At 65.9% G+C, this 25152-nt stretch carries 21 protein-coding genes; 14 read left to right on the top strand and 7 right to left on the bottom strand.

Annotated features, from left to right (window positions below; genetic code table 11):
- Positions 1-130 precede the first annotated feature (130 nt).
- Positions 131-307, bottom strand: coding sequence for a hypothetical protein (locus AB0L58_RS09535; protein ID WP_364383793.1), 177 nt, complete (start codon positions 305-307; stop codon positions 131-133).
- A gap of 230 nt (positions 308-537) precedes the next feature.
- Between AB0L58_RS09535 and typA the strand changes: the two genes are divergently transcribed.
- The 6 genes from typA (at position 538) to AB0L58_RS09505 (ending at position 7505) form a co-directional block, all read left to right on the top strand.
- Positions 538-2436, top strand: a complete 1899-nt coding sequence (gene typA, locus AB0L58_RS09530) for a translational GTPase TypA (RefSeq protein WP_364383790.1) — start codon at positions 538-540, stop codon at positions 2434-2436.
- A gap of 140 nt (positions 2437-2576) precedes the next feature.
- Positions 2577-4316, top strand: coding sequence for an ABC transporter family substrate-binding protein (locus tag AB0L58_RS09525; protein ID WP_364384550.1), 1740 nt, complete (start codon positions 2577-2579; stop codon positions 4314-4316).
- Entirely contained in the window at positions 4313-5185 is an 873-nt protein-coding gene (mshB, locus tag AB0L58_RS09520; RefSeq protein ID WP_364383786.1) for an N-acetyl-1-D-myo-inositol-2-amino-2-deoxy-alpha-D-glucopyranoside deacetylase, read from the top strand. Before AB0L58_RS09525 ends, mshB begins: the two co-directional genes overlap by 4 nt.
- A gap of 98 nt (positions 5186-5283) precedes the next feature.
- The gene (locus AB0L58_RS09515; protein ID WP_364383784.1) at positions 5284-6750 is read left to right on the top strand and encodes an amino acid permease; all 1467 of its coding nucleotides are present in this window, start codon (positions 5284-5286) and stop codon (positions 6748-6750) included.
- A 20-nt stretch (positions 6751-6770) separates the two neighbouring features.
- Positions 6771-6929 carry a hypothetical protein gene (locus AB0L58_RS09510; RefSeq protein ID WP_364383781.1) on the top strand — a complete coding sequence of 53 codons (159 nt, stop codon included), beginning with the start codon at positions 6771-6773 and terminating at the stop codon, positions 6927-6929.
- 156 nt (positions 6930-7085) lie between these two features.
- Positions 7086-7505: a hypothetical protein gene (locus AB0L58_RS09505; RefSeq protein WP_364383779.1), complete on the top strand. Its 420-nt coding sequence runs from the start codon at positions 7086-7088 to the stop codon at positions 7503-7505.
- Between the two features lie 277 nt (positions 7506-7782).
- On the opposite strand, the gene AB0L58_RS09500 is transcribed toward AB0L58_RS09505, so the two are convergent.
- A complete protein-coding gene (locus AB0L58_RS09500) occupies positions 7783-9558 on the bottom strand; it encodes an APC family permease (protein WP_364384547.1) in 1776 nt (591 codons plus the stop codon).
- Positions 9559-9767: 209 nt separating this feature from the next.
- On the opposite strand from AB0L58_RS09500, the gene AB0L58_RS09495 reads away from it, so the two are divergent.
- Entirely contained in the window at positions 9768-10628 is an 861-nt protein-coding gene (locus AB0L58_RS09495; RefSeq protein WP_364383776.1) for an alpha/beta hydrolase, read from the top strand.
- A gap of 32 nt (positions 10629-10660) precedes the next feature.
- Here the strand turns inward: AB0L58_RS09495 and AB0L58_RS09490 are convergent, their stop codons facing one another.
- Positions 10661-12151 carry a PH domain-containing protein gene (locus AB0L58_RS09490; RefSeq protein ID WP_364384544.1) on the bottom strand — a complete coding sequence of 497 codons (1491 nt, stop codon included), beginning with the start codon at positions 12149-12151 and terminating at the stop codon, positions 10661-10663.
- Positions 12152-12219: 68 nt separating this feature from the next.
- On the bottom strand, positions 12220-12717 hold the full coding sequence (locus AB0L58_RS09485) for a PH domain-containing protein (RefSeq protein ID WP_364383773.1): 498 nt from the start codon (positions 12715-12717) through the stop codon (positions 12220-12222).
- A 166-nt stretch (positions 12718-12883) separates the two neighbouring features.
- Between AB0L58_RS09485 and AB0L58_RS09480 the strand changes: the two genes are divergently transcribed.
- The 5 genes from AB0L58_RS09480 to AB0L58_RS09460 all read left to right on the top strand — a co-directional run bounded on the left by AB0L58_RS09480 (position 12884) and on the right by AB0L58_RS09460 (position 19806).
- Positions 12884-15487, top strand: coding sequence for a bifunctional FO biosynthesis protein CofGH (locus AB0L58_RS09480; protein WP_364383770.1), 2604 nt, complete (start codon positions 12884-12886; stop codon positions 15485-15487).
- A 200-nt stretch (positions 15488-15687) separates the two neighbouring features.
- Positions 15688-16011 (top strand): ferredoxin, encoded by a 324-nt coding sequence (gene fdxA / locus AB0L58_RS09475; protein WP_040695137.1) that lies wholly within the window; start codon positions 15688-15690, stop codon positions 16009-16011.
- Positions 16012-16060: 49 nt separating this feature from the next.
- Positions 16061-17164: a succinyldiaminopimelate transaminase gene (gene dapC, locus AB0L58_RS09470; protein WP_364384542.1), complete on the top strand. Its 1104-nt coding sequence runs from the start codon at positions 16061-16063 to the stop codon at positions 17162-17164.
- 60 nt (positions 17165-17224) lie between these two features.
- Positions 17225-18862, top strand: a complete 1638-nt coding sequence (gene pruA / locus AB0L58_RS09465; protein ID WP_364383767.1) for an L-glutamate gamma-semialdehyde dehydrogenase — start codon at positions 17225-17227, stop codon at positions 18860-18862.
- The gene (locus tag AB0L58_RS09460) at positions 18859-19806 is read left to right on the top strand and encodes a proline dehydrogenase family protein (RefSeq protein ID WP_364383764.1); all 948 of its coding nucleotides are present in this window, start codon (positions 18859-18861) and stop codon (positions 19804-19806) included. The genes pruA and AB0L58_RS09460 overlap by 4 nt, the downstream gene beginning before the upstream one ends.
- A 194-nt stretch (positions 19807-20000) precedes the next feature.
- Here the strand turns inward: AB0L58_RS09460 and AB0L58_RS09455 are convergent, their stop codons facing one another.
- Both AB0L58_RS09455 and AB0L58_RS09450 read right to left on the bottom strand, forming a co-directional pair.
- Positions 20001-20873 (bottom strand): oxygenase MpaB family protein, encoded by an 873-nt coding sequence (locus AB0L58_RS09455; protein ID WP_364383761.1) that lies wholly within the window; start codon positions 20871-20873, stop codon positions 20001-20003.
- Positions 20874-20977: 104 nt separating this feature from the next.
- Positions 20978-21862: an oxygenase MpaB family protein gene (locus tag AB0L58_RS09450; protein ID WP_364384539.1), complete on the bottom strand. Its 885-nt coding sequence runs from the start codon at positions 21860-21862 to the stop codon at positions 20978-20980.
- Between the two features lie 186 nt (positions 21863-22048).
- Here AB0L58_RS09450 and AB0L58_RS09445 point away from each other — a divergent pair, with 186 nt between their 5' ends.
- The gene (locus tag AB0L58_RS09445) at positions 22049-22678 is read left to right on the top strand and encodes a TetR/AcrR family transcriptional regulator (protein ID WP_364383758.1); all 630 of its coding nucleotides are present in this window, start codon (positions 22049-22051) and stop codon (positions 22676-22678) included.
- Between the two features lie 26 nt (positions 22679-22704).
- Here AB0L58_RS09445 and AB0L58_RS09440 read toward each other — a convergent pair whose 3' ends face one another.
- Positions 22705-23556, bottom strand: a complete 852-nt coding sequence (locus tag AB0L58_RS09440; RefSeq protein ID WP_364383755.1) for an oxygenase MpaB family protein — start codon at positions 23554-23556, stop codon at positions 22705-22707.
- Between the two features lie 142 nt (positions 23557-23698).
- Between AB0L58_RS09440 and AB0L58_RS09435 the strand changes: the two genes are divergently transcribed.
- On the top strand, positions 23699-25126 hold the full coding sequence (locus AB0L58_RS09435) for an acyl-CoA synthetase (RefSeq protein ID WP_364383752.1): 1428 nt from the start codon (positions 23699-23701) through the stop codon (positions 25124-25126).
- The last annotated feature ends 26 nt before the right edge of the window (positions 25127-25152 follow it).

Raw genomic sequence — 25152 nt, 5'->3', positions numbered from 1 at the left:
ACGCTCGGCTCCGGCATGACCGCTCGGGCGGCTGTGTTGTTTGTTCGCTCACTGCGTTCGCTCATATCCGAGTTGTACCCCGACGGCCGCAAAGGCATCACTCGATCCGAGGGTGCGCGAAATCGCTCGATCAGGCGGCGCGGGCTTTCGCGAGGCCCTTCTTCAGTTCCTTACCGCAGCAACCGGCCGCTTCCAGGCGTTTCATCCGCATGATGACGACAGGGCACTTCAAGCAGCGCGTTTTTTTGCGACAGCACTTCTTCTTGGGTTTCAGGCTGGAAACCTTCTTCGCCTTGACCTTGCCCATAGTTGGTTAGCATACCCTTAGCCCGGTGCGTGGTCTGCGAACCACCGGGATGCCGGTACTGTGTAACTGGCCGCAATGCCCGGTGAGTTTCGATTCTCCACCTGTTTGCAGGGTGCCTGGCGTGATCGTCAGAACCCGGAGGAGGAAGCCTGCGTAACCACGCAGGGGCCCGACCACGCCAAACAACGGGTGCAGCCGACGTCAACACCCAACAGCAGGAGGATTGAGGCGTGTCGTCTGCACGCGATTTTCGCAACGTCGCCATCGTGGCCCACGTCGACCACGGCAAGACGACGCTGGTCGACGCCATGCTGCGCCAGTCCGGCGCCTTCGCCGAGCGCGCCGAACTCGTCGATCGTGTGATGGACTCCGGTGACCTGGAGCGCGAGAAGGGCATCACCATTCTCGCCAAGAACACCGCGGTGCACCGGCACCACCCGGATGGTTCGGTCACCGTGATCAACGTCATCGATACCCCCGGCCACGCCGACTTCGGCGGCGAGGTCGAGCGCGGTCTGTCCATGGTCGACGGTGTCGTGCTGCTGGTCGACGCCTCCGAGGGACCGCTGCCGCAGACCCGCTTCGTGCTGCGCAAGGCGCTGGCCGCGAAGCTGCCGGTCATCCTGGTGGTGAACAAGACCGACCGCCCCGACGCCCGCATCGAAGAGGTCGTCGAGGAGAGCCACGATCTGCTGCTCGACCTCGCCTCCGATCTGGACGACGAGGCCGCCGAGGCCGCCGAACTCGCGCTGGACCTGCCGGTCCTCTACGCCTCCGGCCGTGAGGGCAAGGCCTCCAAACAACGTCCCGAGAACGGCAGCGCGCCGGATGCGGAGAACCTGGACGCCCTGTTCGACGTGCTGATGGAGAACATCCCGGCGCCCAAGGGCGATCCGAGCGCACCGCTGCAGGCGCACGTCACCAACCTCGATGCCTCGGCCTTCCTCGGTCGGCTCGCGCTGGTCCGCATCTACAGCGGTGAGCTGCGCAAGGGCCAGAACGTCGCGTGGATGCATGCCGACGGCGTCAAGCAGGTCAAGATCACCGAGTTGCTGCAGACCGTCGGCGTCGAGCGGCAGCCCGGTGAGGTCGCGGTGGCCGGAGATATCGTCGCCATCGCGGGTATCGCGGACATCATGATCGGCGACACCCTCGCCGATGTCGACAATCCCGTTGCGCTGCCACGCATTACGGTCGACGAGCCCGCCATCTCGGTAACCATCGGTACCAATACCTCGCCGCTGGTCGGCCGGGTGCAGGGTCACAAGTTGACCGCTCGCATGGTGAAGTCGCGGCTGGACGCCGAACTGGTCGGCAATGTCTCGCTGCGCGTGCTCGATATCGGCCGCCCGGATGCCTGGGAGGTGCAGGGCCGCGGTGAGCTGGCGCTGGCCATCCTGGTCGAAACGATGCGTCGCGAAGGCTTCGAGTTGACCGTCGGCAAGCCGCAGGTGGTCACCAAGCAGGTCGACGGCAAGGTCCACGAGCCCTACGAAGAGCTGACCATCGACTGCCCCGACGAGTACCTCGGCGCGATCACCCAGCTACTGGCCGCCCGCAAGGGCAAGATGGTCCAGATGAACAACCACGCCGCGGGTTGGGTGCGGATGGAGTTCATCGTTCCCTCGCGCGGTCTGATCGGCTTCCGCACCGACTTCCTCACCGAGACCCGCGGCACCGGTATCGCCAATGCGGTCTCGCACGGCTACGCCCCGTGGGCCGGTGAGATCCGGGCCCGCCACACCGGTTCGCTGGTCTCCGACCGGGCGGGTTCGGTGACCCCGTTCGCCATGATCCAGCTGGCCGATCGCGGTCAGTTCTTCGTGGAACCGGGTGCGGATACCTACGAGGGTCATGTCGTCGGCATCAACCCGCGTGCCGAGGATCTCGATATCAATGTCACCCGCGAGAAGAAGCTGACCAATATGCGCAGCTCGACGGCCGATGTGATGGAGACGCTCGCCAAGCCGCTGCAGCTCGACCTGGAAGCGGCGATGGAGTTCTGTGCCGCCGATGAATGTGTCGAGGTCACACCGGAGATCGTGCGGGTGCGCAAGGTCATCCTCGGTGCCACCGAACGTGGGCGCGAACTGTCGCGACGGAAGGCTCGGGACCGGGCTGCGCTGTAACGGGCATGGGTCTTTTCGGCAAAGTCGTGGATACCCAGCGAGTGAGCGGCGTCGGCACGCTGTTCGGCCGCGCGGCCGCGCGGCCAAGTAGAGTGCGGCACGTGAGCACGGGGGCTATACGACGCGCGATGCTGATCAAGATGGCGGCGCTTGCCTCCATCGGATCTTTGGCCGTGGTGCTCGCCGGCTGCACCGCGAATCCGCCACCGCCGATCGAGAGCACCGACAGCCCGAAGACGACGCCGGCCAAACCCGGCAAGAACACTGTCGTGGTGGCCATCGATGACATCGGCATCGGGTTCAATCCGCATTTGCGTTCCGACCAGTCACCGGCCACCGCCGCGGTGAGTTCGATGGTGTTGCCCAGCCCGTTCCGGCCGGTGCCGAATCCGGCGGTGCCCGGCGCCACCGAATGGGTGCCCGATACCGCGCTGATGGTCTCGGCCGAGGTGACCGCGCAGGAACCGTTCACCATCACCTATACGCTGCGCAACCAGGCGAACTGGTCCGATGGCGCGCCGATTGCGGCGGAGGACTTCCGGTTCCTGTGGCAGCAGATGATCACCCAGCCGGGTGTCGTCGATCCGGCGGGCTATCGGCACATTGCCGATATCAGCTCCTCCGGCGGCGGTAAGACGGTCACCGTCACGATGACCGAGCCGTATCCGGCCTGGCGTGAGCTGTTCACGAATCTGCTGCCCTCCCATCTGATCAAGGATCAGCCCGGCGGTTTCGCCACTGGACTTGTCGAGGGAGTTCAGGTGTCGGGTGGCAACTTCCGCATCAAATCGACCGACCGCGGCCGCGATGAGATCCTGCTCGAACGCAACGATCGGTACTGGGGAACCCCGGCCGCACCGGATCAGATTCTGTTGCGCCGCGGCGGAACTCCCGCGCAGCTGGCCGATTCGTTGCGCACCGGTGACGCGCAGATGGCGCTGGTGCACGGCGGTGTCGCGACCCAGGCGCAGTTGGCGGCGATCCCGTCGGTGCGCACCGCGATCATGCCGCAGTCGCGTGAGCTGCAATTCGTCATCAATGGGCGCAGTGGCGATCTCAGCGATCCGCGGGTGCGCCGCGGGGTGACCGCGCTGATCGATCCGACGCTGCTGGCCACGGTCGCCGGGCAGACCGGTAGCTGGGTCGAGCCGGTGCGTGCGCAGATCCTGACACCGTCGGACCCGGGGTACACGCCGACCGCGCCGCCGCGGGCGTCCGCGGAGGAGGCGTTCGCGCTGCTCGCCGAGGCGGGTTATGGCCGGGCGCCGGAGACACCGCCGGTGCAGTCACCGACCTCACCCGCGCCGCGCCCCCGATCGGTCGCGAAAAACGGTAAGGCACTGGCGATTCGGATCGGCGCGGTGACCGGTGACGCTACCGCGCTCGCCGTCGCGAATACCGCGGCGGACCAATTGCGCAGTGCCGGAATCGATGCCAGCGTGCGCAGTCTCGCGGCGGACACCCTCTACGGCAAGGAACTCCTCGAGAGCGGCGTGGACGCCATCGTCGGCTGGGAGGTCGCCGGTTCGGATCCGGCGACCGTGCTCGCATCGCGTTACGGCTGCCCGCCGGTGGATACCGCTGCGAGCAACGGGGATTCGCAGACCGCCGTCGAGGCGGCCAAGAAGGCGCCGAGCAATTTGTCGGGCATCTGTGATCCTGGACTGCAGCCCTCGATCGACGAGTCATTGCGCGGTGTCGAGGTCGGTCGGGTGCTGGCCGATGCCGAGCCGCGGCTGTGGGCATTGGCGACGGTACTGCCGATCGTGCAGGACAATGTGGTCGCCGCATCCGGACCGCGCGTCGACGGTGCATCGTTGAGCGGTGCCATTCAGGTCGGCATCTTCGGTGATGCGGCGATGTGGCGCAGGATCCCATGACCGGTGGACTGCTGCTGGTGCACGCCCACCCGGACGACGAGTCCATCACCACCGGGGGCACCATCGCGCACTACCGCCACCGCGGCGTACCCGTCACGGTGGTGACCTGCACCCTTGGTGAAGAGGGCGAGGTGATCGGCGACGAGTGGGCGCTGCTGACCGCTGAGCACGCCGATCAGTTGGGTGGCCACCGGATCACGGAACTGACCGAGGCGTTGGCCGCGCTGAAGGCCGGTCCGCCACACTTCCTCGGCGGTGCGGGCCGCTGGCGCGACTCCGGTATGGCGGGCACCGCGGCGGCGGAGCATCCGCGGGCCTTCGTGCATTCCGGTGCCGCCGCGGTGGCAGCGTTGACCGCGATCGTGCTGGAACTGCGGCCCGAGGTGGTGATCGGCTATGACCCGCGCGGCGGCTACGGACATCCGGACCATATTCGGGCGCACTCGGTCACCTCGGCGGCGGTGACCGCGGCGGCCGAGCAGGGGTGGGACACCCCGAAGTTCTATTGGACGGTCACCGACGCCGATATGTTGCGTCTGCACACCGAGGCGCTGGCCCGGCGGACCGTTGCGGGGTTGCCCGGCGCATTGCCGCGCGGCTGGCGGCTGCCCGCCGCCGGTGAACTCGCGAGCGTGCCGAGTCATACGGTGACGACCACCATCGACGTGTCCGATGCGCTGGCCGCCAAGCGCGCCGCGCTGCGGGCACATGCCACACAAGTGATGGTCGCGCCGTCGGGACGGGAGTTCGCGCTGTCCAACAATGTTGCGCAGCCGGTACTTCCGGAAGAGCACTACGTCTTGGTCCGTGGTACGCGCGGTCCGGTGGGGGCGGACGGGCGAGAACACGATTTGTTCGCGGGCCTGTAGGTTTCCTGGCGTTGCTCGAGGGTTGCTGTCGCGGCTAATTCTGGCGGCGAGTACCGTCTCTGTGATCTCGGACATCGATGCGGAGGACATGGCGGTTTATGACAGCGGTCGGCGACAAGGCCCACCTCAGCATCGAGGATCACGGATACCACAAGAGTCTCAAACCGCGTCAACTCCAGATGATCGCCATGGGCGGCGCGATCGGCACCGGTCTGTTCCTCGGCGCGGGTGGTCGGCTCTCGAGTGCTGGACCAGGGCTGTTCCTGGTCTACGCGGTCTGCGGTGTCTTCGTATTCTTCATTCTGCGCGCGCTCGGTGAGCTGGTGCTGCACCGGCCTTCGTCGGGTTCGTTCGTTTCCTATGCCCGTGAATTCTTCGGTGAGAAGGCCGCATTCATCGCCGGATGGATGTACTTCCTCAATTGGTCGATGACCGGGATCGCCGATACCACCGCGATTGCCCAATATTTTCACTACTGGGCCGGATTCACGCATGTTCCGCAGTGGGTGCTTGCGCTCATCGCGCTGGTGCTCGTCCTCGGGGTCAATCTGGTCTCGGTCAAGTGGTTCGGTGAGATGGAATTCTGGGCCGCGTTGGTCAAGGTCGCCGCACTGAGTGCGTTCCTGATCATCGGCACGGTATTCCTGATCGGCCGGTTCACCGTCGAGGGCGCGGCGACCGGTCCGAGCGTGGTCACCGCACACGGCGGACTGTTTCCGACCGGGCTCCTGCCGCTGGTCGTGGTGACCTCGGGCGTCGTATTCGCTTATGCCGCTGTGGAATTGGTGGGCACCGCAGCGGGGGAGACGGAGAATCCGGCGAAGATCATGCCGCGCGCGATCAATTCGGTCATCCTGCGGATCGCGGTCTTCTACGTCGGCTCGCTCGTGTTGCTCGGACTGCTGCTGCCCTACACCGCCTTCAAGTCCGGTGAGAGCCCGTTCGTCACCTTCTTCACCATGCTCGGGGTGCCCGGTATCGGCAGCGTCATGAATGTCGTGGTGCTGACGGCCGCCTTCTCCAGTCTGAATGCGGGACTGTACTCCACCGGGCGCATTCTGCGGTCGATGTCGATGAACGGCAGCGCGCCCGAGTTCACCGGGGTGATGGGCAGCAATGGTGTGCCCTATGGCGGCATCATGCTGACCAGCCTGATCGCGCTGTGCGGTATCGCGCTCAATGGCATCGTGCCCGAGCGTGCCTTCGAAATCGTGCTGAATATGGCCTCGCTCGGCATTATCGCCTCCTGGGCCACCATTGTGCTGTGCCAACTGCAGCTGTGGCGCTGGTGGAAACAGGGCAAACTCCGGCGGCCGCAGTTCCGCATGTGGGGTGCGCCGTGGACGGGCCTGATCACGCTGGTATTCCTGTTCTTCGTGGTGGTGCTCACCGGCATCGACTATCCGGTCGGCACCTGGACCGTCGCCTCGCTCGTGGTGCTCATCCCGGCGCTGATCATCGGCTGGTTCGCCGCTCGCAAGCGGGTGCTCGCGATCGCGGAGATGCGCAGGGGCGACACCGGTGAGTTCCCCGTTGTCGCGAACATCCCCATTGAAGGTGAGTGATTTCGGAATAGACTCCGGTCATGTACAACTGGGATCTGCAGAACGCCATCGCTGCCTTTGTGGACAGCCTGCGCCCCGGCGCGCAGCAACAGCACGACATCTACATGTCGGTGTTGTACGCGTTCGTCGATATGCAGAGCCATCTGCTCACCCTTCTCGGTTTCCCGCCGGTCGCGTGAGCGAGCGTCAGCGGGTGAACCATCGATACAGCGCGCCGACGCGCACGGTGGAGCCGAGCGTCAGCGGGGCGGAGCCGTGAGCGAGCGTCAGCGGGTGAACCATCGATACAGCGCGCCGACGCGCACGGTGGAGCCGAGCGTCAGCGAGGCGGAGCCGTGAGCGTCACCTTCGACAAGGCATCGAACCGCACCTACGGCGCTCACGAATCCCTGCCCCTCGGTCCGGTGATCATCAGCATCTTGGTCCTGGATGCCCTGATCACCCTCGCCCTGGAGGTCCTCTACCTCCCCGCCTACATCGACACCGTCGCCTTCCCCCTGTCCGCAGTGCTGGCCGGAGTGGTGAACATCCTGCTGGTCATGGGAGTGCGTTCCATAAGCCACCGCGTCAGCGTCATGATCCTCCCCCTCGTTGCCTGGACCCTCGGGTTCCTGACCTGCTCCGTCAGCGGCCCCGGTGGCGACATCCTCCTGGGCAGCGACTGGCGCACCCTTCTCCTCCTGCTCTGCGGTTTGGTACCACCCCTGCTCTACATCTACTTCCGAACGAACGCCGGTCTGTTCACCACCCACTGAGTCTCGTCGAGGCTAACTCCCAGCCTCGTCGGTCCATTCGCTCGACGTATGCGTCGTCGGCTGCCTGGATCTCGTCCCCTGTCATCGGCCGGTGCGGATTGTCTTGTGCGGGTGGTGCATCGGCGGATCCGTCGCTGTCGAAGTGCGGCATCTCGACGGCGCGATGTTCGACGCAGCGCGTCCGCGGCAGCCGGGTCGACGGATGTGATCGTGTCCAATAGTGCTTCCTGATTCGAGACAGGGGTGGCGATGGCGGCGCCGTCGGACGCAATAGGCCTCAGTCGAGGCGAATGGCCAGGCTGGCGATTATGGCGTCGGTGCGGGCGCGGAGGGCGGCGGCCAGAACGGGGCCGCGCGGGTTGTGGAGGGGACGGTGGTACCAGTGGATGGCTTCTACCTGGGCCAGCAGAACGGTGACTTGGCGGCCGGTTCGGGTTCGGGTTCGGACGTAGCCGACCAGGGTGGTGATGAGGCTGCGGCGTGGACTTGGCAGGACGGTGAGGGGGACGCCCGGATCCCACTGCTTCCACTGGGCGCTGAGTCTGCGGGTGTCGGCGGGGTCGATTTCGGCTGCGACGGCCACGATTTCGCCGTCGAAGGCCTGGGCCGCGCGCAGAGCTCGGGCGGTCACCTCGCTGACCGCGACCACCGGAACCACGATGAGCATCGGTTCCTGATCCGGTGATTGTGGTGGGAGGACGGGGATGCGGCCGAGGCCGAGCTGATCGGCGACGCCGCGGTAGTAGTTTTCGGTGCGGGCGAACAGCGTTATCAACGCGGGCACGATGATCAGCAGTAGCCAGGCGCCCTCCTCGAACTTCTCGATGAGCAGAACCACGGCCGCTACCGCGGTGAGCAGTGCGCCGAAGCCGTTGAGGACGGCGCGCGGAATCCACCCCGGGCCGCGCTGCTTGCGCCAGTGCCGCACCAGCCCGGTCTGGCTGATGGTGAACCCGATGAAGACGCCGACCGCGTAAACCGGTAGCAGGCGGTGGGTTTCGGCGTGCACGATCAGCAGCACGGCGGCGGCCAGAATGGCAAGGGCCGTAACACCGTAGCGGAATACCGGCCGCTCGGAGCGCAACGCGAACATGTGGGCGACCCGGTGGTCTTTCGCCAGCAGTGAAAGCAATACCGGCAGTCCGCCGAAACTGGTATTCGCGGCCAGGCACAGCGCCAGCGTGACGGCCAGACTCGTCACATAGAACGGCCATCCGGTCCCGAATGCCGCCGCGGACAATTGCGCGAGCAGAGTGACATCGCCGCGCGGCACCGCGTGATGATGGCGGATGAGCAGTGCCAACCCGAGCAGCATCGTGCACAGCAGCACGCCGAGCGCGACCTCGGTGTGCTGGGCCCGTTGCACCGAGGGCGTCCGGAACGACGGTACGGCATTGGCAATCGCCTCGACCCCGGTCAGCGCCGAACATCCGGCGGAAAATGCCTTGAGCAGCAACAGAATTCCGATGGTGTCGAACGGTACGATCGGCCCGAGATCGGTGCCGATCACCGCGACCGGTGTCGTGCGGAATAGTCCGACCACAATCAGCGCGAGAATTGCGACGATGAACAGCAGTGCCGGCCCCATCAGCACTTTCGCCGACTCGGCCACCCCGATCAGATTGATCACGGTGAGCACCGCGAGTCCGCTCAGCGTCATCAGAAGCAGATGATCGGCCAGCGCCGGAAACGCACTGGCCAAACTGGCCGCACCGGCCGCGAGGCTTACCGCGACGGTGAGCACATAGTCGACCACCAGACTCGCCGCCGCGAGCAGACTGGCACCGCGCCCGAGATCCTTCTTCGCCACCGCGTAGGACCCGCCGCCATCCGGATGTACGGCGATTACCTGCCGATACGACAGCACCAATACCAGCAACAGGGCCGCGATCGCCAGCGATACCGGCAGCGTCCACGACACCGCCGCCGCGCCCGCCGCGACAAGCACCAGCACGATCGCCTCGGGCCCATACGCCACGCTGGACAGTGCATCCAGCGATAACGCCGCCAAACCGCCGATCGCGGTCAGTCGATATTTGTCGCCGCGCTGCATTCGCCGCACGCGGCGATCGGCAATGGGCAACTCCCGCGTCGGCGATGTCGGGGTCTCGACCACGCTCACCATTGAACTCGGCGTGGAGCTGGCAATCGTTCAGCGACACCGTGCGAGTCGGGACGAACGGTTGGATCGACTCGGTCGCGCTCTATTCTCGGAGCCGACGGTCTCAGACAGCTAGGTACGGAGCGATGATGGAACGGCGCATGATCGGGGAACTCGTCCAGGTGCCCGCCGGTGCGATCCACGTTCGGCAGGACGGGCCCGCCGACGGCAAGCCCATCGTATTGCTGCACGGTTTCGAGGGTTCGGTGCACTGGTGGGACAGGCTGGTCCCACTGCTGGCCGACACCTACCGGGTGATCCGGGTCGATCTGCTCGGATTCGGTTGTACCACCGGAGAACCCGGCTTCGATCAGCGCTCGCAGAGCGAAATGCTGACGGCCGTGCTCGAGCGGCTGGATATCACCGATGCCACCGCGGTCGGACATTCGTGGGGTGCGGACAGCGCGCTCGGACTCGCCGAGCTGTCCGGTCGGGTCAGCGAGGTCGTCGTGGTCGATCAGGCCCCGGACTGCGCTGAGATCCGAATTCTTCAGGTACTGCGCCCGGTATTGCGGCTGCTCGCATTGGCACCGATCGGACGGGCGGTGCATGCGCTGCTCAACACCGACCGGGTCTTGCGCCGCGCGCTGGCCGCCGGATTCGCGCCCGGATTCGATCCGGATATCGCCGGGCCGGGCTGGTCCCAGCTGCGCTCGGATCACCGGGCGATGTCCTGGCGCGCCAATCGCGCCGTCTTGGTGGAACGTCCGCAGGCCCTGGCCGCACGGCCGCTGGATACGCAGCTCCGCGCGCTCGACCTGCCCGCCTTGGTGATTCACGGAAAGCACGACAGCCTCTACCGTTGGCGCAACACCCTCGACCGATACGCCGCGGCGGGCGCACGGATCGAGGTGATCGACGCCGCGGGCCACTCACCCAATGTCGAAACTCCAGACCGGGTGGCCGCGATACTTCGTGACTTCCTCGCCGACCCGAGCCGATCACGCTCGGCCGCCAGCTGATTCGCCGTTCGGTCGCCGGACGGGACGGGGCGTCAGCGGGTGCCGAGGCGGCCGGGGGTTGCCGATTCGATGAGGTCCCACGCTTGTTCGAGCGGAATGTCGACCACGAGATACCGCTTCTTACCGGCTGCGGTGGCGGCCACTACGGTGGCGATGCCGGAGCGGCGCTGCCAAAAGGATTGGCGGACAGTCCAACCGATAATGCCGGGGGCCTCCAGGCAGTCGCGGTCGCGGTCGAGCGAGCCGGAACGGGTGATGAGCCAGGCCGGACTGCTCTCGGTGGCGGGTAGCACGGCGTGGCCGAGGCCGCGATAACGGTCGGCGGCCAGCGCGGCGGCGATCGCGGCCGTGAGCGCGGGCAGCAGCCACCACCATGGTGAAAAGTCCACTCCGGCAAGGGAACTGATCAGCATCGCGGCCGCCGGGATCAGGATCGGGCTCAGCGCACGGGTGTACCGACGGCGGCGAGCGGCCGGGCCATGCGCGATCAGCGGTGCGGTGCTCGCCGTCGCGGCACCGGCAGGCCTGGCACCCCGGGGTGCCAGCAATTCCGCGAGGGTGCTCTCGATCGCGGAACGCGGCGCCTGGGGTAAGATTTTCTGACGCGGGCTCTGGCCGGTCATGATGGCTTCGAGTTCGGCGGCACCGGCCAGGCGAAGCAGTAGCGGCTCGTTGACGGTCGCGCCGCGGAAACGAGCTAGGTCCAAGGTGATCTGTCTGGTCGTGAACAGTCCGTGGCGCAGGTGCAATGTGCGGTCGTTGTCGAGCACCCGCAGCCCGAAATACGTTGTCAGATAACGTGTACACGCGGCGAGACTGACAATCACCACGATCGCGCCGATCAGCAGTGCGATGGCGACAGCGATCAGCACCGCGCTACCGTCCTCGATATTGCGCACGGTGTCCGAACTGAACACAATTTCGCCGAACCCGTACTGAAATGCCAAACCGACAATGGGTGCGATGATCGCGAAACCGGTCAGCGACAGCGGCGCGTAACGCACCCAGCTAGCTCGCCAGTGTCCGATCTCCCGGGCGTTCCCGGACACCGGCAGGTCTTTCCGGAGCGGCGTCTCGATTGGAATCTGTTGCCCGGCAGCGGATTCCGGTGCGGCGTCGAGCGCCGTATGCGCGAGCAGCGCTGCCCGCAACCCCGGCACCACATCGGCATCCAACGCATCGAGCTTGAATTTCTCACCCGAATCCGCGTGCTGCCCGGTCCCTATCGCCAAGACCGCGAGCCCGAGCACCCGATGCAACAGATCGGCCTCGATGTCGACCGACCGGATCCGTGACCGCGGTACCGACAGTTTCTTGCGCCGAATCAACCCGGTCCGCAACTCGACGTGTGTCGGCCCGACTCGATAGGTGGTGGTGAACCAGCGCGTCAACGCGAAGCCGACGATCGCCGCCAATGCGATGAGCCCCCACAAATGGTTGCCGGTATTTGTGCCGAGGATCACCGACCCGATCAGCACGGGGATGAACTTCACGACCTCGTTGATGGGGTGTACCAACAACATTCGCTTATCCAGCCGCAACCAGGGCTGCTCCGCATCCGGCGCGAGATCGGTCTGCGGTAGGTAGGTATTCACGTCGCATCCCCGCGGTGCAATGCGGCGATTTCGGTCAACCGCGTGACAGTTTGTTCGGCGACCGGTAGATCGAGCGCGGAGATCCGCACCGCACCGGCCGAGGACGCCGTCGTCACGGTCACCGTCGCCAACCCGAGCAATCGCTCCAGCGGCCCGCGCTCGGTATCGACGGTCTGCACCCGGGAGATGGGCGCCACCCGGCTCGCCACGGTCAACCACCCGACTCGGGTGTATACCGCCTCATCGGTCACCTCCCACCGATGCACCGCGTACCGCCACAGCGGCACCACCCCGATGGTCAGCGCCGCGAGTGCGAGCCCCGCCGCGAACACCACCAGCTGCGCCCCGCGGTGCCCGGAGTCGACGGCAACCCAGACGATCAGAGCCACGACGGGAACAACCCACCCCATCGCGGCCTGAATCGTCCACAAGAGCTTGGCCTTGGGGCTGGGACGCCAGGCCGGATCGGCCATGATCGTGCGCGGCTGCGACATGCTGCCATGGTTGCACGTCACGGCCCGGCCGTGTCCTCGCTCCGCGTCCCCAACCCACCTACCTGCACGGGAATAATTCGCCCCGACAACCCGGAATACTGCGCGAAACACCACAGTTATCACCCCTCACAAGCACTGGAGGGAGACAGCCCAGGATGTGTAGCGCATGATCGAGGGCGTGACCGAGCTAGCGACCCCGAGCATCCCGCCCGCACCGCCAACGCCGTCGGCTATGCGCCGTGCGCTGCGGCGGGCCCGCGACGGTGTGACACTGAATGTGGACGAGGCCGCCGTCCTGCTGCACGCACGCGGTGACGACCTCGTCGACCTGTGTCGCAGCGCCGCCAGGGTGCGCGATGCCGGACTGGAATCGGCGGGTCGGCCCAAGACCATCAGCTATTCGCGCAACGTCTTCATCCCGCTGACCAAGCTCTGCCGGGACAAATGCCACTACTGCACCTTCGTCACGGTGCCCGGCAAGCTGCGCGCCGAGGGCAAGGGTATGTTCCTGGAGCCCGACGAGGTGCTGGATATCGCGCGTCGCGGTGCCGAGCTCGGCTGCAAGGAGGCGCTGTTCACCCTCGGCGACCGGCCCGAGGACCGCTGGCCGGAGGCCGCGCAGTGGCTCGACGAACGCGGTTACGACTCCACACTGGACTACTTGCGCGCCGTCTCGATCATGGTGCTCGAGGAGACCGGTCTGCTGCCGCATCTGAATCCGGGCGTCATGAGCTGGGCGGAGATCTCGCGGCTCAAGCCGGTGGCGCAGTCCATGGGCATGATGCTCGAGACCACCGCCACCCGCCTGTTCACCGAAAAGGGCAACTGCCACTACGGAAGTCCGGATAAGGATCCGGCGGTGCGGCTGCGCGCGATTACCGACGCCGGTCGGCTCTCGGTGCCCTACACCACCGGCATTCTGGTCGGCATCGGCGAAACGCTGACCGAGCGCGCCGACTCGATCATGGCGATTCGCAAGCAGCACAAGGCCTTCGGACATATCCAGGAGGTGATCATCCAGAACTTCCGCGCCAAGGACGACACCGCCATGCGTGATGTTCCGGACGCGGGTATGGCGGAGTTCCGGGCCACCATCGCGGTTACCCGGCTGCTGCTCGGCCCCGACGTTCCGGTGCAGGCGCCGCCGAACCTGGTGTCGCACGAGGAATGCCGGGCCCTGATAGATGCGGGCATCGATGACTGGGGCGGCGTCTCGCCGGTCACCCCCGACCACGTGAACCCGGAACGGCCCTGGCCGAACCTCGATACGTTGCGCGAGATCACCGAGGCCGCGGGCTACCGACTCGTCGAACGCACCTCGGCGCATCCGAAATACGTGCGCGCGGGCAACCCATGGGTCGATCCGCGCATCGGCGCCCACGTGGCCGCGCTCACCGATCCGAAAACCGGTCTGGCGAATCCGGATGCGATGCCGGTCGGCCTGCCCTGGCAGGAACCGGACGAGTCGTGGGACTCCGCGGGCCGCATCGATCTCAATATCTCGATCGATACCGAGGGCCGAAACACCGAGAGCCGCAGCGATTCCGCTCTCGGTCAGGATGTGGTCGGGGCCTTCGGCGACTGGGACACCATTCGCGAACAGGCCCGTGATCTGGCCGTAGCGGCACCCGAGCGGCTCGATTCCGAGGTGCTCGCCGCGCTGCGCGCCGCGGAAAACGATCCGGCCGGGCTCACCGACGCCGAATACCTCGCGCTGGCAACGGCCGACGGACCGGCACTGGATGCGGTGGCCGCACTCGCCGACCAACTGCGCCGCGAGGTCAACGGCGACGATGTCACCTATGTGGTGAACCGGAATATCAACTTCACCAATATCTGCTACACCGGCTGCCGCTTCTGCGCATTCGCCCAGCGCAAGGGCGATGCCGATGCCTTCACCCTGAGCATGGACGAGGTCGCCGACCGTGCCTGGGAGGCGCACGTCGACGGCGCGACCGAAATCTGCATGCAGGGCGGCATCGATCCGGACCTCCCGGTCACCGGCTATGCCGATCTGGTCCGCGCGATCAAACAGCGGGTGCCATCGATGCATGTGCACGCGTTCAGCCCGATGGAGATCGTGAACGGCGCCTCGCGCGGCGGGCAGAGCATTCGCGACTGGCTGGTCGCGCTGAAGGAAGCCGGACTGGACACGATTCCCGGTACGGCCGCGGAAATCCTCGACGACGAGGTGCGCTGGGTGCTCACCAAGGGCAAGCTGCCGACCTCCGCATGGGTCGAGGTGATCACTACCGCGCATCAGGTCGGCGTGCGTTCGAGTTCCACGATGATGTACGGCCACGTGGACAATCCGAAGCACTGGGTCGGACACCTGCGGGTGCTGCGCGGAATCCAGGACGAGACAGGCGGTTTCACCGAATTCGTCCTGCTGCCGTTCGTGCACCAGAGCGCGCCGCTGTACCTGGCCGGCGCGGCGCGACCGGGCCCGACCATTCGGGACAACCGCGCGGCGCATGCTCTCGCGCGGATCATGTTGCACGGCCGCATCGATAACATCCAGACCAGTTGGGTGAAACTCGGCACGGCGGGCACCCGCATAATGCTCAACGGCGGTGCCAACGACCTGGGCGGTACCTTGATGGAGGAGACCATCTCCCGCATGGCCGGATCGCAACACGGCTCCGCCAAGACCGTCGCGGAACTCGCCGAGATCGCCGAGGGCATCGGCCGTCCGGTGCGCGAACGCACTACCACTTATGGGGTTCCACCACGGAAGATCTCCGCGGCGCTGCCACTGACAGTGGGCTAGCGGCACCGGGCCGGTACCAGATTTCCGGTCGGTGCGCCCGGCGGATTCGCAAAGGCGCGGATGCCAGGGGTGTTTCGAATACAGCGAGTGGCACGCAAGACGAAGTTGGTTAGGGCAGGCTGACCCGGAGTAACCTGGGCTGCCGGGATAGTGTGACGCTGGGCGGACTATCCCCGTGAGGACAGACTAGGAGAGCGGCAGTGCCGTACATCATCGCTGAACCGTGCGTTGACGTGAAGGACAAGGCATGCATCGAGGAATGCCCCGTGGATTGCATCTACGAGGGTGGTCGCATGCTGTACATCCATCCCGACGAGTGCGTGGACTGTGGTGCATGTGAGCCGGTGTGCCCGGTGGAGGCGATCTTCTACGAAGACGACACCCCGGACCAGTGGAGCGGATACGTGAACGCCAATGTCGACTTCTTCGACGAGCTGGGCTCGCCCGGCGGTGCGACGAAGGTCGGCAAGGTGGATTACGACCCGCCGTTCATCAAAGAGCTTCCGCCGATGGCGACCGAATGAGCAGTTCGCCGTTGGCGACCGAATGAGTAATGGGTACTGAGTGAGTTCTGTGTCACCGCGTCGCCGGGTCAGCGCTCTGCTGCCGGATTTCCCCTGGGACACCATCGCGGCGGCGAAGGCGAAGGCCGCCGCGCATCCGGACGGGATCGTCGACCTCTCGGTCGGCACCCCGGTCGATCCGGTGGACCCGCTGATCCGCGCGGCACTGAGTTCGGTCGCGCAGGTGCCCGGCTATCCGACCACGCACGGCACGCCCGAACTGCGGGCCGCGGCGGTCGACGCACTGAAGCGGCGCTACGGGATCACCGGACTCGACCCGGCCGCGGTGCTGCCGGTGATCGGCACCAAGGAACTGATCGCCGGACTGCCGCGGCTGCTCGGCCTCGGCGCGGACGATCTGGTCGTCATCCCGGAAGTCGCGTATCCGACCTATGAGGTGGGTGCGCTTCTGGCCGGTACCGAGGTGGTGCGGGCGGATGGCCTGACCCAGTTGGGTCCGGCCTCGCCTGCCCTTATCTACGTGAACTCCCCGTCGAACCCGACCGGGAAGGTGCTCGGTGTCGAGCATCTGCGCAAGGTGGTGCAGTTCGCGCGTGAGCGCGGCGCGATCGTGGCGTCCGACGAGTGCTACCTGGGCTTGTCCTGGGACGGTCGCGCCGTTTCTATCCTCGACCCCGAGGTATGCGGCGGCGACCACACCGGGCTGCTCGCGGTGCACTCGCTGTCGAAGACCTCCAACCTGGCCAGCTACCGGGCCGGATTCGTGGCGGGGGATGCGGAGCTGGTCGCCGAATTGCTCGAGGTGCGCAAGCACTCCGGCATGATGGTGCCGTTCCCGATCCAGGCGGCCATGACGGCCGCACTCGGTGACGACGCCCACGAGGCAGGGCAGCGTGAGCGCTACCGTGCGCGGCGTGAGGTGCTGCGAAAGGCTTTGCAGGACGCCGGTTTCCGCATCGATCACTCCGAAGCGGGCCTGTACCTGTGGTCCACCAGGGGCGAACCGTGCCGCACGACCCTGGACTGGCTGGCCGAGCGCGGCATCCTCGCCGCACCCGGTGACTTCTACGGGCCGGGCGCGGGCGAGTATGTGCGCATCGCGCTGACCGCCTCCGACGAACGCATAGCGGCCGCAGCGCAACGCCTGACCTGAGCCGCGCCGACACGTCCCGCGGTCACGCCCGACGACCAGGCAACGGCGTTAGCCTGGGGTATGGACGCTGTCACGGTAGTCCCTGTCCCGAGCAACGAGCCGGTGCATTCCTACGCGCCGGGCAGCCCTGAGCGGGAATTGCTGATCACCAAGCTCACCGAGATCGCCGGTGAATCCATCGATGTTCCGCTGGTCATCGGGGGCAAACACCGGCCGGGCATCGGGGCGCGGCACCTTATCGTCGCCCCGCACCGACATCGGCATGTGCTCGGTACCTACACCGACACCACACATTCGGAAGCCCACGGCGCCATCGAGGCCGCGGCCGCGGCGGCGCCCGGCTGGCGCGCCACGGCCTTCGACGACCGGGCGGCCATCTTCCTCCGGGCGGCGGATCTGTTGGCCGGCCCGTGGCGGGAGACGGTCGCCGCCGCCACCATGCTCGGTCAATCCAAGACGGTGCAGCAGGCCGAAATAGATGCGCCGTGCGAATTGGTCGACTTCTGGCGCTTCAATGTGGCCTTCGCGCGCCAGATTCTGCAGCAGCAGCCGCAGTCGAGCGCCGGGGTGTGGAACCAGATGGACTACCGCCCGCTGGAGGGGTTCGTCTACGCGATCACGCCTTTCAACTTCACCGCCATCGCGGGCAATCTGCCGACCGCGCCCGCATTGATGGGCAATACCGTGGTGTGGAAGCCCTCGCCGACGCAGACGCTCGCCGCCTTCTACACGATGCGGCTGCTGGAGGCGGCCGGACTGCCGCCGGGGGTCATCAACATGGTGACCGGCGACGGTATCGAATTGTCGGAGGTCGCGCTCGTCGATCCGCGACTGGCCGGTATCCACTTCACCGGTTCCACCAAGACATTTCAGTTCCTGTGGTCCCAGGTCGGCGCGAATATCGGCCGCTACCGTTCATATCCACGGTTGGTGGGTGAGACCGGCGGCAAGGATTTCATTGTCGCGCACCCATCGGCCGATCCGGATGCCTTGCGTACCGCGCTGATTCGCGGTGCCTATGAATATCAGGGCCAGAAATGTTCGGCGGCGTCCCGTGCCTATATCGCACGCTCGGTATGGCGCACGATCGGTGACGATTTCCTCCAACTGACCCGCGAACTCAGCTATGGCGATGTCGCCGATCTGACGAATTTCGGTGGGGCACTGATCGATCGCCGCGCCTACGACAAGAATGTGGCCGCCATCCAACGCGCCAAGTCGGCGGGTGTCGCCATTCCGGCGGGCGGCGAATACGACGACAGCGAGGGCTGGTTCGTCCGGCCGACGGTGCTGGTGGCGGACGATCCGCACGACGATGCCTTCGCCACCGAATATTTCGGTCCCATTCTCGCCGTGCACGTCTACGACGATGCCGAACCCGGCTCCTACGCGGCGGTATTGGCCGAGGTGGAGTCGGCGGCACCCTACGCATTGACCGGCGCGATCTTCGCTCAGGACCGCAAGGCCATCGACCAGGCCTCGGCTGCATTGCGATTCGCCGCGGGCAACTTCTATATCAATGACAAGCCGACCGGCGCGGTCGTCGGTCAGCAGCCCTTCGGCGGCGCGCGCGCGTCGGGCACCGACGATAAGGCGGGTTCGCCGCTGAACCTGCTGCGCTGGGTCGCGCCACGCACGATCAAGGAGACCTTCGTGCCGCCGGGTGATCACCGGTATCCGCACATGGGGTCGAAATGAATCCATTGCGGCCGGTCATACTCGCGGCCTCCGCTTCGCCACGGATGAAGCGCATCCTGACCGCGACGCCGGTGACCGCGGAGATCGTCCGGCGCTTCGTGGCGGGCGAGGGCCGTGCCGAATTGCTTCCGGTAGTGCGGGAATTGCTGGCGAGCCGTCGGCTGATCAGCGTCGACTTCCTCGGGGAGAACACCACCGATCGTGCGCAGGCCGATGCCACGGTGGCCGAATACCATTCGCTGATCAACGATCTGGCGGCATGGAACGGCTTCGGAGAAGCCGCGGCCCGCACCGAGGTATCGGTGAAACTGTCCGCGCTCGGGCAGGCACTGCCCGCGGATGGCCCGGCCATTGCCACCGAGAACCTGCGCATGCTGTGCACCAAGGCGGCCCAGGCCGGGGTGTGGGTCACCGTCGACGCGGAGGACCACACCACCACGGAGTCCACGCTTGCCGCGGTTCGTCAGCTGCGCACCGAATTCCCTTGGCTCGGTGCGGTATTGCAGGCCTATCTGCATCGCACCGAGTCCGACTGCCGCGAACTGTCCGGTCCGGGATCCCGAATTCGCCTGTGCAAGGGCGCTTATCGGGAACCGCATACAATCGCGTATCAGCGCTCCACCGAGGTGACCGATTCCTACCTGCGCTGTCTGGAGATCCTGATGGGCGGTGATGGTTACCCGATGGTGGCCACTCACGATCCGTTGCTCGTCCTCGCCGCCGAACAGCTGGCCGCCGAAACCGGCCGTGGCCCGGACCGATTCGAATACCAGATGCTCTACGGCATTCGCGATCCCGAGCAGTTGCGTTTGGCCGCCACGGGCAATGCCGTGCGGGTATATGTGCCATATGGCAGCCAGTGGTACGGCTACCTGACCCGCCGCCTCGCCGAACGTCCGGCCAACCTGACATTCTTTCTGCGCGCGTTGGTCAGCAAGTCCTAGCGGATGGCAGCCGGCGGGGTGGGTGAACTCGGGGGGATGGTGGCCGGCGGAGCCGGCGGGGCGGGTGAACTCGGGGGATGGTGGCCGGTGGAGCCGGCGGGGTGGGTGAACTCGGGGGATGGTGGCCGGCGGAGCCGGCGGGTCGGGTGAACTCGGGGGGATGGTGGCCGGCGGAGCCGGCGGGGCGGGTGAACTCAGACGAGCGGCTTGCCGAGACGATGCCGCCTGCGCATATCCCACAGACAGAGGTTCATCGGATAGAGCCGGACGGGCTTCGGTAGTAGGCGGTGCACGGCACCGATCGCACGCAGCAGTTTGTTCGCGAAGCGCTCCTGGCGGTCGCTCCACTCCATGCGCATCTCGGCGCGCAGGTGTGGTGGCAGCAGACTGGTCACCAAGAACCGCTGCAGCCGGGCGAGTAAAACGCGCAGCGGCCAGGCGACCATTTTCAGATCGATGAGGTCGTTGAAGTATGCGCGGGTCCTGGCATCGACGGTCTTGGTCGCGAGATTGGCATTCCAGTACTCCTGGAAGGCTTTTCGGTCGCGCGGCCACATTTCCGGCCGCATCTGCAGGGTGGTGCCGAGCCGAGCGGCGTACTGGTAGAGCACATCCGCGGTGTCCTCATCCATCGGTCCGTGCAGCCGCTCCTCCAGATCGACCAAGCCCCAGTACAAACAGGCGGCCACCCACAGTTGCAGCTTCGGATCGAAGGCGTTGTATTTGATCGCGGCGCCGGGCTCGGAATGCACTGCGCGATGTGAACCGTTGACAGCCTCGCGGTAATTCGCACGGTCTTCCTCGGTGCCGAGCAGCGCCACCGCCAGGTAGGTCAGCGTGGTGCGCGTCCGCTTCCATGGGTGCACATCGATCCGGCCGGATTCGACCGAGCTCTCCATGACACCGTAGGCGACCGGCCGCAGGCTCAACTGCATGACGACATTCGCCGTTCCGCCGAGGAAGGCCGCGACGCCGCTCCAGAATTCGTCCATCGCGAAGTTGTCGACGGTGCCGTAGCGGCAGGTGGGTACCGGATCGGGTGGCTCCGCGGGTAGCGGCAAGGTCATCGTTGGCCTCGTCTTTCGGGGGGTTGAGCAGCGACAATCGAAAGGTGATGAGAAGAATTGTTATTAACCTTCTCATCACCTCGATGGGCTGTCAAACGATCCCGTTATACGAGCGGTTTACCCAATCGGATGCGGCGGCGAACGTCGAACATGTATGCGTTCAACGGAAACATCCGCAATCGCTTCGGCAGTCGGGTGTGCACCGCCGAAATCGCTCGGAGCAGCCGATCGAAGCGCCGCTGATCGCGCTGGGTCCAGGTCATCCGCATCTCGTTGCGCAAATGCGGTGGCAGCAGGCCGGTTACGACGAACCGCTGGAGCTTGGCGAAGACGAATCGAACCGGACGCGGCAACATCTCCAGATCGATGAGGTCGTCGAAGTAGTCGCGCAGGGCGGGTTCGATACCGCGCTTCGGCAGATTCTCGTCCCAATACCGTTGGAACTCGGCGCGATCGGCGGGCCACATCTCCGGTTGCATTTGCAAGGTGGTGCCGAGCCTGGCGCAGTACCGGTAAAACTCCTCGGCCACATCGGGATTCATCGGCCCGTGCATGCGGGTGTAGAGATCGTCGATGCCCCAGTAGAGGCAGGCGGCCACCCAGAGTTGCAATCCGGGATCGAAGGCGTTGTATTTCACCGGACTCGCCGAGGTCGAGCGGACCGGCCGATGCGATTCGTCGACCGCGTCCCGGTACAGCTCGCGCTCCGCATCGGAGCCCATCAGCGCGACCGCGAGATAGCTCAGCGTGGTGCGCAGCCGTTTGATCGGATGCAGCGTGACCTTGCCGCTGTCGACAGTGCTCTCCAGCACGCCGCGTCCGACGGGGCGCAGGCTCAACTGCATGATCACATTGGCTGCGCCGCCCAGGAAGGCCGCGACTCCGTCGATGTACTCCTCGACGGTCTCCGGGGTGACGGGCTCGGCCGCGGTGGGATCCACTCGGTCGGGAATCGGCAGGTAATCGGCACTGCGGAGGGGGTCGGTCATCATTGACCTCGCCTTTCTGTAGCCATCCGCAACGCGCGCGAATGGTGAGAAGGTTCTTCGATAACCTTCTCATTGCCTCGCGATAGTGTCAATCACGCTTTCGGGGCGTTCGTGGGTGGCGGCGGTTGATGGCATGCGATGCTAGCGGTGTCATCGTGTCATCGGAGCGGAATAGGGGTGGAAGTTATGGCGACGCTGACCAGGCTGCTGGCGTTGGTACGTAGCACCGGTCCGGAGGACCGCAATCAGACGCGGGTGCTGGATGCCGCATTGCTGGCGTTTCTGGACTTCGGTATCAAACGGACCAGCATGGTGGAGGTCGCGCGGCGGTGCGGACTTTCGCTGGCCACGCTCTATCGGCGGTTCGCGAGCAAATCCGATCTCATCCAGGCCGTCGGGATGCGGCAGGCGCGCCAATTCGTCGCGGAGGTGGATGCGGCACAGCAGCGGCAGGTCGATCGCGATGCGGGCGCCGAGGATCAGATCGTCGAGTTGTTCGTGGCCTTCCTGAACGGGCTGCGCGGCAATAAGCTGCTCGACCGGTTATTGAAGACCGAGCCGGAGATCGTGCTGCCGTATCTCACGGTCAAGGGCGCGCCGGTGCTCGAACTCGGTCGTGACTATCTGGCCGAATTCATCACCCGGCTGCAGGCCGAGCGCAAGTTGCCCGAATACGATCCGGAGCCACTCGCCGAGATGATCGCTCGGACGGCGCTGTCCTTGGCGCTGACTCCGCAAACGGTCCTTCCGCTCGATGACGATGCCGCGATCCGCAAGTTCGCGCGCGACCATGTGGTCGTCTCGTTCCGGCTGTAGCTCGCCACCCTGCCGACTGCCCGTGGTCACACCAGGCGCAGGCCGAGCCGCCGGCGAATGCGCATATCCCACAGGTAGGCATTGATCGGAAACATCCTGGCCTGCTTGGGTATTCGAGCGGTGATCGAGCCGAGGGTGCGCAGGATTCCGGCGAGCTTGCGATCATCGTCCGCGTTCCAGGTCATGCCCATCTGGTCGCGCAGATGTTCGGGCAGCAGTCCGGTGACCACGAAGCGGTGGAGCCGGGCGAACGGTATGCGGGCGGGGCGCGGGAACATCTTCAGGTCGATCAGCTCGTTGAAGTAGTCGCGGATCGGGGGATCGATGGTGGTCTTCGCGAGATGTTCGGTCCAGTACTCGTCGAAGGCGGTGCGGTCGGTGGGCCACAATTCCGGACGCATTTGCAGGGTGGTGCCCAGACGAGACGCGTAGCGGTAGAAGGCGTCCGCGTCGGCGTCGTGCATCGGGCCGTGCATCCGCTCGTAGAGATCGCAGGCTCCCCAGTAGAGGCAGGCGGCCACCCAGAGCTGCAGTGCGGGATCGAAGGCGTTGTACTGCACCGGACTTGCGGCTGTCGACTTGACCGAGCGATGCGACAGGTTCACCGCGTCGCGATAGGCGTCGCGTTCGTCATCGGTGCCGAGCATGGCGACCGAGAGATAGGTGAGGGTGGTGCGCAGCCGCTTGATCGGATGCAGCATGACCTTGCCGCTGTCGACGGTGCTCTCCAGCACGCCGTAGCCGACCGGCAGCGCGCTCAGCTGCATGATGACATTCGCCGTACCGCCGAAGAATGCGGCGGAACCGTCGAGGTACCGCTCGATATCGAAGGAGCCCTCGGCGGGTGTGGACGCGGGTTTGCGAAACGGGCTGGTCACTGGCGACCCCGTGCTCATCGTTGAGAAGGAATTGCTTAAACATTCTCACCGTCTCACGAGTGTGTCAACCGTCACGTTGTGGTCGAGGCGGCTCGGCGGGGGAGCGTGGTGACGCGGTGCGGTGCCGAAGTAGCGTGAGCGAATGTCATTCGGTCCGCCGCAGCTACTTCGTTCGCTCAATCCGCTCGCTGTCGCCGGGGGAGCGGATATTCCGGATGCCGTCACCATCGACGGGGTGACATTGTCGCGCAGTGATCTGCTCGGCGCGGCAACGTCGGTGGCCGAGCGCATCGCGCGCGCCGATAGGGTGGCGGTACTGGCGGGACCGACCGTGACGACGGTGCTCGCGGTGGTCGGCTGTCTCATCGCCGGGGTGACAGTGGTGCCGGTGCCACCTGATTCCGGAGCCGCCGAGCTGGCGCATATCCTCACCGATTCCGGCGCCCAGGCGTGGTTGGGTGACGCACCGGAGGGGACAAATCTGCCGGTTGTTCCGGTGCGCGTGCACGCGCGCTCCTGGCACACCTACCCAGAACCCGACGCTGCCACAGCGGCATTCGTGCTGTACACATCGGGGACCACCGGTCTGCCCAAGGGAGTCGTGCTGAATCGCGGTGCCATTGCCGCCGGGCTCGACGCGCTCGCCGACGCGTGGGCGTGGACGCCGAACGACGTGCTGGTGCACGGTCTTCCGCTGTTCCACGTGCACGGGCTGATCCTCGGTCTGCTCGGGCCGCTGCGGGTGGGCAGTCCGCTGATCCACAGCGGTAAGCCGACCCCACAGGCATATGCCAACGCGCGCGGCACCCTGTATTTCGGGGTGCCGACCGTGTGGTCGCGCATTGTCGAAGACCCTGATGCCGCACGGAAATTGGCGGATGCGCGGCTACTCGTCTCGGGTAGTGCGCCGCTGCCCGTGCCGGTGTTCGAACGGCTGCGCGAACTCACCGGGCACGCGCCGATCGAACGGTACGGCATGAGTGAAACAATGATCACGCTGTCCACTCGGTTCGACGGGGAACGCCGTCCCGGATGGGTCGGCACGCCCGTCGCGGGTGTCGAGACCCGGTTGCGGGACGAGGCCGGGGCGGATATCCCGCACGACGGTGCGAGCATCGGTGGCCTGCAGGTGCGCGGTCCGATGCTGTTCGACGGCTACTACAACCGGGCCGAGGCGACCGCCGAATGCCGGACCGCGGACGGCTGGTTCAAAACCGGTGATGTGGCGGCGATCGATGCCGATGGTTTCCACCGCATCGTCGGCCGGGAATCGGTCGATCTCATCAAGTCCGGTGGATATCGCATCGGTGCCGGTGAAGTCGAGACAGTGCTGCTCGGACATCCGGATGTGGCCGAGGTCGCGGTGGTGGGCGTTCCCGACGCCGATCTCGGGCAGCGGATCGTCGCGTACGTCGTACTGCGCGGTGGCGCAGCGGATTCCATCGAGAAGACCCTCATCGAGCATGTGGCCGAACAGCTTTCGGTGCACAAGCGCCCGCGCGAGGTCCGCGTGGTGGATGCGCTGCCGCGCAATGCGATGGGGAAGGTGCAGAAGAAGCTGCTCGGCTGAACGGCTTGACCTCTACTTCAGTTCAG

Origin of the sequence: Nocardia sp. NPDC052112 (genome assembly GCF_040680135.1) — a bacterium.
Classification (GTDB): Bacteria; Actinomycetota; Actinomycetes; order Mycobacteriales; family Mycobacteriaceae; genus Nocardia.
Note: the sequence above shows the minus strand (reverse complement) of the source record. Positions and strands in the feature narration are given on the sequence as shown.

What these genes read in the sequence shown, in the direction of transcription:
- AB0L58_RS09535 (WP_364383793.1), bottom strand. Translation starts at nt 307, where the DNA reads ATGGGCAAGGTCAAGGCGAAGAAGGTTTCCAGCCTGAAACCCAAGAAG.
- AB0L58_RS09525 (WP_364384550.1), top strand. Translation starts at nt 2,577, where the DNA reads ATGGCGGCGCTTGCCTCCATCGGATCTTTGGCCGTGGTGCTCGCCGGC.
- mshB (WP_364383786.1), top strand. Translation starts at nt 4,313, where the DNA reads ATGACCGGTGGACTGCTGCTGGTGCACGCCCACCCGGACGACGAGTCC.
- AB0L58_RS09515 (WP_364383784.1), top strand. Translation starts at nt 5,284, where the DNA reads ATGACAGCGGTCGGCGACAAGGCCCACCTCAGCATCGAGGATCACGGA.
- AB0L58_RS09510 (WP_364383781.1), top strand. Translation starts at nt 6,771, where the DNA reads ATGTACAACTGGGATCTGCAGAACGCCATCGCTGCCTTTGTGGACAGC.
- AB0L58_RS09500 (WP_364384547.1), bottom strand. Translation starts at nt 9,558, where the DNA reads ATGCAGCGCGGCGACAAATATCGACTGACCGCGATCGGCGGTTTGGCG.
- AB0L58_RS09495 (WP_364383776.1), top strand. Translation starts at nt 9,768, where the DNA reads ATGATCGGGGAACTCGTCCAGGTGCCCGCCGGTGCGATCCACGTTCGG.
- AB0L58_RS09490 (WP_364384544.1), bottom strand. Translation starts at nt 12,151, where the DNA reads ATGTTGTTGGTACACCCCATCAACGAGGTCGTGAAGTTCATCCCCGTG.
- AB0L58_RS09485 (WP_364383773.1), bottom strand. Translation starts at nt 12,717, where the DNA reads ATGTCGCAGCCGCGCACGATCATGGCCGATCCGGCCTGGCGTCCCAGC.
- AB0L58_RS09480 (WP_364383770.1), top strand. Translation starts at nt 12,884, where the DNA reads ATGATCGAGGGCGTGACCGAGCTAGCGACCCCGAGCATCCCGCCCGCA.
- pruA (WP_364383767.1), top strand. Translation starts at nt 17,225, where the DNA reads ATGGACGCTGTCACGGTAGTCCCTGTCCCGAGCAACGAGCCGGTGCAT.
- AB0L58_RS09460 (WP_364383764.1), top strand. Translation starts at nt 18,859, where the DNA reads ATGAATCCATTGCGGCCGGTCATACTCGCGGCCTCCGCTTCGCCACGG.
- AB0L58_RS09455 (WP_364383761.1), bottom strand. Translation starts at nt 20,873, where the DNA reads ATGACCTTGCCGCTACCCGCGGAGCCACCCGATCCGGTACCCACCTGC.
- AB0L58_RS09450 (WP_364384539.1), bottom strand. Translation starts at nt 21,862, where the DNA reads ATGACCGACCCCCTCCGCAGTGCCGATTACCTGCCGATTCCCGACCGA.
- AB0L58_RS09445 (WP_364383758.1), top strand. Translation starts at nt 22,049, where the DNA reads ATGGCGACGCTGACCAGGCTGCTGGCGTTGGTACGTAGCACCGGTCCG.
- AB0L58_RS09435 (WP_364383752.1), top strand. Translation starts at nt 23,699, where the DNA reads ATGTCATTCGGTCCGCCGCAGCTACTTCGTTCGCTCAATCCGCTCGCT.